At 57.7% G+C, this 5,209-nt stretch carries 2 rRNA genes; both read left to right on the forward strand.

The features are described from left to right. The first annotated feature begins 167 nt into the window (after positions 1-167). Positions 168-1,684, forward strand: a 16S ribosomal RNA gene (locus tag V6U79_RS29635). Between the two features lie 370 nt (positions 1,685-2,054). Then, positions 2,055-5,165 (forward strand): 23S ribosomal RNA (locus tag V6U79_RS29640). The 16S and 23S rRNA genes sit together here, the layout of an rRNA operon. Positions 5,166-5,209 lie beyond the last annotated feature (44 nt).

Below are 5,209 nucleotides of genomic sequence, written 5' to 3' on the forward strand. Positions count from 1 at the left end.
TTCTCGGCGGTGTGTGGTTGTTCTTTGAGAACTCAACAGGGTGCTAGATAAGCCAGTGCCAATTATGATTTATACCCCGGACTGGTGGGCTCGTCTTTGGATGGGTTTGCTGGTTGGGATTCCTTTGGCAACACTTTTGTTGCCGGGATGACTGTTTCAACAAGTTTTTGTTGGAGAGTTTGATCCTGGCTCAGGACGAACGCTGGCGGCGTGCTTAACACATGCAAGTCGAGCGGAAAGGCCCTTCGGGGTACTCGAGCGGCGAACGGGTGAGTAACACGTGAGCAACCTGCCCTAGGCTTTGGGATAACCCTCGGAAACGGGGGCTAATACCGAATACGACTGCTGGACGCATGTCTGGTGGTGGAAAGTTTTTCGGCCTGGGATGGGCTCGCGGCCTATCAGCTTGTTGGTGGGGTGATGGCCTACCAAGGCGACGACGGGTAGCCGGCCTGAGAGGGCGACCGGCCACACTGGGACTGAGACACGGCCCAGACTCCTACGGGAGGCAGCAGTGGGGAATATTGCACAATGGGCGGAAGCCTGATGCAGCGACGCCGCGTGAGGGATGACGGCCTTCGGGTTGTAAACCTCTTTCAGCAGGGACGAAGCGTAAGTGACGGTACCTGCAGAAGAAGCACCGGCCAACTACGTGCCAGCAGCCGCGGTAAGACGTAGGGTGCGAGCGTTGTCCGGATTTATTGGGCGTAAAGAGCTCGTAGGCGGCTTGTCGCGTCGACTGTGAAAACCCGCAGCTCAACTGCGGGCCTGCAGTCGATACGGGCAGGCTAGAGTTCGGTAGGGGAGACTGGAATTCCTGGTGTAGCGGTGAAATGCGCAGATATCAGGAGGAACACCGATGGCGAAGGCAGGTCTCTGGGCCGATACTGACGCTGAGGAGCGAAAGCGTGGGGAGCGAACAGGATTAGATACCCTGGTAGTCCACGCTGTAAACGTTGGGCGCTAGGTGTGGGGGGCCTCTCCGGTTCCCTGTGCCGCAGCTAACGCATTAAGCGCCCCGCCTGGGGAGTACGGCCGCAAGGCTAAAACTCAAAGGAATTGACGGGGGCCCGCACAAGCGGCGGAGCATGCGGATTAATTCGATGCAACGCGAAGAACCTTACCTGGGTTTGACATGGCCGCAAAACTGTCAGAGATGGCAGGTCCTTCGGGGGCGGTCACAGGTGGTGCATGGCTGTCGTCAGCTCGTGTCGTGAGATGTTGGGTTAAGTCCCGCAACGAGCGCAACCCTCGTTCGATGTTGCCAGCGCGTTATGGCGGGGACTCATCGAAGACTGCCGGGGTCAACTCGGAGGAAGGTGGGGATGACGTCAAGTCATCATGCCCCTTATGTCCAGGGCTTCACGCATGCTACAATGGCCGGTACAATGGGCTGCGATACCGTGAGGTGGAGCGAATCCCAAAAAGCCGGTCTCAGTTCGGATCGGGGTCTGCAACTCGACCCCGTGAAGTCGGAGTCGCTAGTAATCGCAGATCAGCAACGCTGCGGTGAATACGTTCCCGGGCCTTGTACACACCGCCCGTCACGTCACGAAAGTCGGCAACACCCGAAGCCGGTGGCCCAACCCCTTGTGGGAGGGAGCCGTCGAAGGTGGGGCTGGCGATTGGGACGAAGTCGTAACAAGGTAGCCGTACCGGAAGGTGCGGCTGGATCACCTCCTTTCTAAGGAGCACCTTCACCCGAAAGGGTGCAAGGAGCCCACGACCTGCGAATGTCGGGTCGGGGTGCTCAATGGCGGAGACACTGGCGAGTTTTCCCTCGGCAACGGCCGGGATCACCTAGTACAGCTGCTTCGGTGGTGGGAACGGTTGACCTGGTGCGGCTGAGTGGAAGCGCATAGCACCCTGTTGGGTCCTGAAAGAACAACCATTGGTTGTCTTTCAGAGACTGGTCCGAGGCTGAGGTCTCGGGAGTCTGCCAGGCATGGCCTGGCCTCGCATACCGCCGGCGGTTGTCGGGTTTGGTGTGGGGCGGATCGGGTTGTGGGTTGGTCGTTTGTTGAGAATTGCACAGTGGACGCGAGCATCTTTGTGGTCAAGTTGTCAAGGGCGAACGGTGAATGCCTTGGCACCAGGAGCCGATGAAGGACGTGGGAGGCCGCGATAGGCCTGGGGGAGCTGTCAACCAAGCTGTGATCCCAGGGTGTCCGAATGGGGAAACCTGGCACCAGTCATGTGGTGTCACCCACACCTGAACACATAGGGTGTGTGGAGGGAACGCGGGGAAGTGAAACATCTCAGTACCCGTAGGAAGAGAAAACAATTTAGTGATTCCGTGAGTAGTGGCGAGCGAAAGCGGATCGAGGCTAAACCGGCTGCGTGTGATACCTGTCAGGGGTTGCGTGGTCGGGGTTGTGGGACCCCGCTGAACAAGCTGACACTTGTTCAAGGAGTTACAAAGTCAGTGGCTAGTCGAACAGTCTGGAATGGCTGACCGTAGACGGTGAGAGTCCGGTAGGTGAAAGTTGCTGACCTTCTGTGGGTGTTCCCGAGTAGCGGCGGACCCCTGAAATCTGCCGTGAATCTGCCAGGACCACCTGGTAAGCCTAAATACTTCCTGGTGACCGATAGCGGACGAGTACCGTGAGGGAATGGTGAAAAGTACCCCGGGAGGGGAGTGAAATAGTACCTGAAACCGTTCGCCTACAATCCGTCGGAGCCTTGCGGGGTGACGGCGTGCCTTTTGAAGAATGAGCCTGCGAGTTAGTGGCATGTGGCGAGGTTAACCCGTGTGGGGGAGCCGTAGCGAAAGCGAGTCTGAACAGGGCGGTTCAGTCGCATGCTCTAGACCCGAAGCGGAGTGATCTAGCCATGGGCAGGCTGAAGCGCGGGTAAGACCGCGTGGAGGGCCGAACCCACCAACGTTGAAAAGTTGGGGGATGACCTGTGGTTAGGGGTGAAAGGCCAATCAAACTCCGTGATAGCTGGTTCTCCCCGAAATGCATTTAGGTGCAGCGTCGCGTGTTTCTTGCCGGAGGTAGAGCACTGGATGGTCTAGGGGGCCCACAAGCTTACCGAAATCAGCCAAACTCCGAATGCCGGTAAGTGAGAGCGCGGCAGTGAGACTGCGGGGGATAAGCTTCGTAGTCGAGAGGGAAACAGCCCAGATCACCAGCTAAGGCCCCTAAGCGTGTGCTAAGTGGAAAAGGATGTGGGGTCGCATAGACAACCAGGAGGTTGGCTTAGAAGCAGCCACCCTTTAAAGAGTGCGTAATAGCTCACTGGTCAAGTGGTTCCGCGCCGACAATGTAGCGGGGCTCAAGCACACCGCCGAAGCTGTGGCATTCACATTTCAACCTCGCTTGGACTTGATTCCTTGTGCAGGTGTGTGGATGGGTAGGGGAGCGTCGTGCCGGGGGTGAAGCAGCGGGGTGACCCAGCTGTGGACGCGGCACGAGTGAGAATGCAGGCATGAGTAGCGAAAGAAGGGTGAGAAACCCTTCCGCCGGATGACCAAGGGTTCCAGGGCCAGGCTAATCCGCCCTGGGTGAGTCGGGACCTAAGGCGAGGCCGAGAGGCGTAGTCGATGGACAACGGGTTGATATTCCCGTACCCGCGAAAGAGCGACCCTGACGAACCTCGTTGTGCTAACCACCCAAACCAGCTGAGACTTTCGGGTCGAGGTTGGGGAGCGTGGGAACCTGGCGGGTAGTAGTCAAGCGATGGGGTGACGCAGGAAGGTAGCTGAGCCCGGCCGGTGGTTGTGCCGGGGTAAGCGTGTAGGCCGTACCGTAGGCAAATCCGCGGTGCATATAGGCTGAGACGTGATGCCGAGCCGATTCAGGTGAAGTCAGTGATCCTATGCTGCCGAGAAAAGCCTCTAGCGAGTTCTTAGCGGCCCGTACCCCAAACCGACACAGGTGGTCAGGTAGAGAATACCGAGGCGATCGGGCGAACTGTGGTTAAGGAACTCGGCAAATTGCCCCCGTAACTTAGGGAGAAGGGGGGCCGGAGACGTGAAGCCCCGCGCGGGTGGAGCGTTGTATGGCCGCAGAGAGCAGGGGGAAGCGACTGTTTACTAAAAACACAGGTCCATGCGAAGAAGTAATTCGATGTATATGGACTGACGCCTGCCCGGTGCTGGAACGTTAAGGGGACCTGTTAGCTCTTCGGGGCGAAGCGGAGAACTTAAGCGCCAGTAAACGGCGGTGGTAACTATAACCATCCTAAGGTAGCGAAATTCCTTGTCGGGTAAGTTCCGACCTGCACGAATGGCGTAACGACTTCCCCACTGTCTCAACCACAGGCCCGGCGAAATTGCAGTACGAGTAAAGATGCTCGTTACGCGCGGCAGGACGGAAAGACCCCGGGACCTTTACTATAGCTTGACATTGGTATCCGAATTAGCTTGTGTAGGATAGGTGGGAGCCGGTGAAGTCCATACGCCAGTATGGGTGGAGGCAATCTTGAAATACCACTCTGGTTGATTTGGGTATCTAACTTCGGACCGTTATCCGGTTCAGGGACAGTGTCTGGTGGGTAGTTTAACTGGGGCGGTTGCCTCCCAAAGGGTAACGGAGGCGCCCAAAGGTTCCCTCAGCCTGGTTGGCAATCAGGTGTTGAGTGCAAGTACACAAGGGAGCTTGACTGTGAGACTGACAGGTCGAGCAGGGACGAAAGTCGGGACTAGTGATCCGGCACTTGCGAGTGGAAGCGGTGTCGCTCAACGGATAAAAGGTACCCCGGGGATAACAGGCTGATCTTCCCCAAGAGTCCATATCGACGGGATGGTTTGGCACCTCGATGTCGGCTCGTCGCATCCTGGGGCTGTAGCAGGTCCCAAGGGTTGGGCTGTTCGCCCATTAAAGCGGTACGCGAGCTGGGTTTAGAACGTCGTGAGACAGTTCGGTCCCTATCCGCCGTGCGCGTAGGATACTTGAGAAGGGCTGTCCCTAGTACGAGAGGACCGGGACGGACGAACCTCTGGTGTGCCAGTTGTCCCGCCAGGGGCACGGCTGGTTAGCTACGTTCGGAAGGGATAACCGCTGAAAGCATCTAAGCGGGAAGCCTGCTTCAAGATGAGGTATCCCACCCACCTTTGGTGGGGTAAGGCCCCCAGCTAGACTACTGGGTTGATAGGCCGGAAATGTAAGCCCGGTAACGGGTTCAGTTGACCGGTACTAATAGGCCGAGGACTTGACTACAAAGAAGCTACGCGTCCACTGTGCAACTCCCGACAAACGAACAC

Origin of the sequence: Micromonospora psammae (assembly GCF_036902725.1) — a bacterium.
Taxonomy (GTDB): domain Bacteria; phylum Actinomycetota; class Actinomycetes; order Mycobacteriales; family Micromonosporaceae; genus Micromonospora.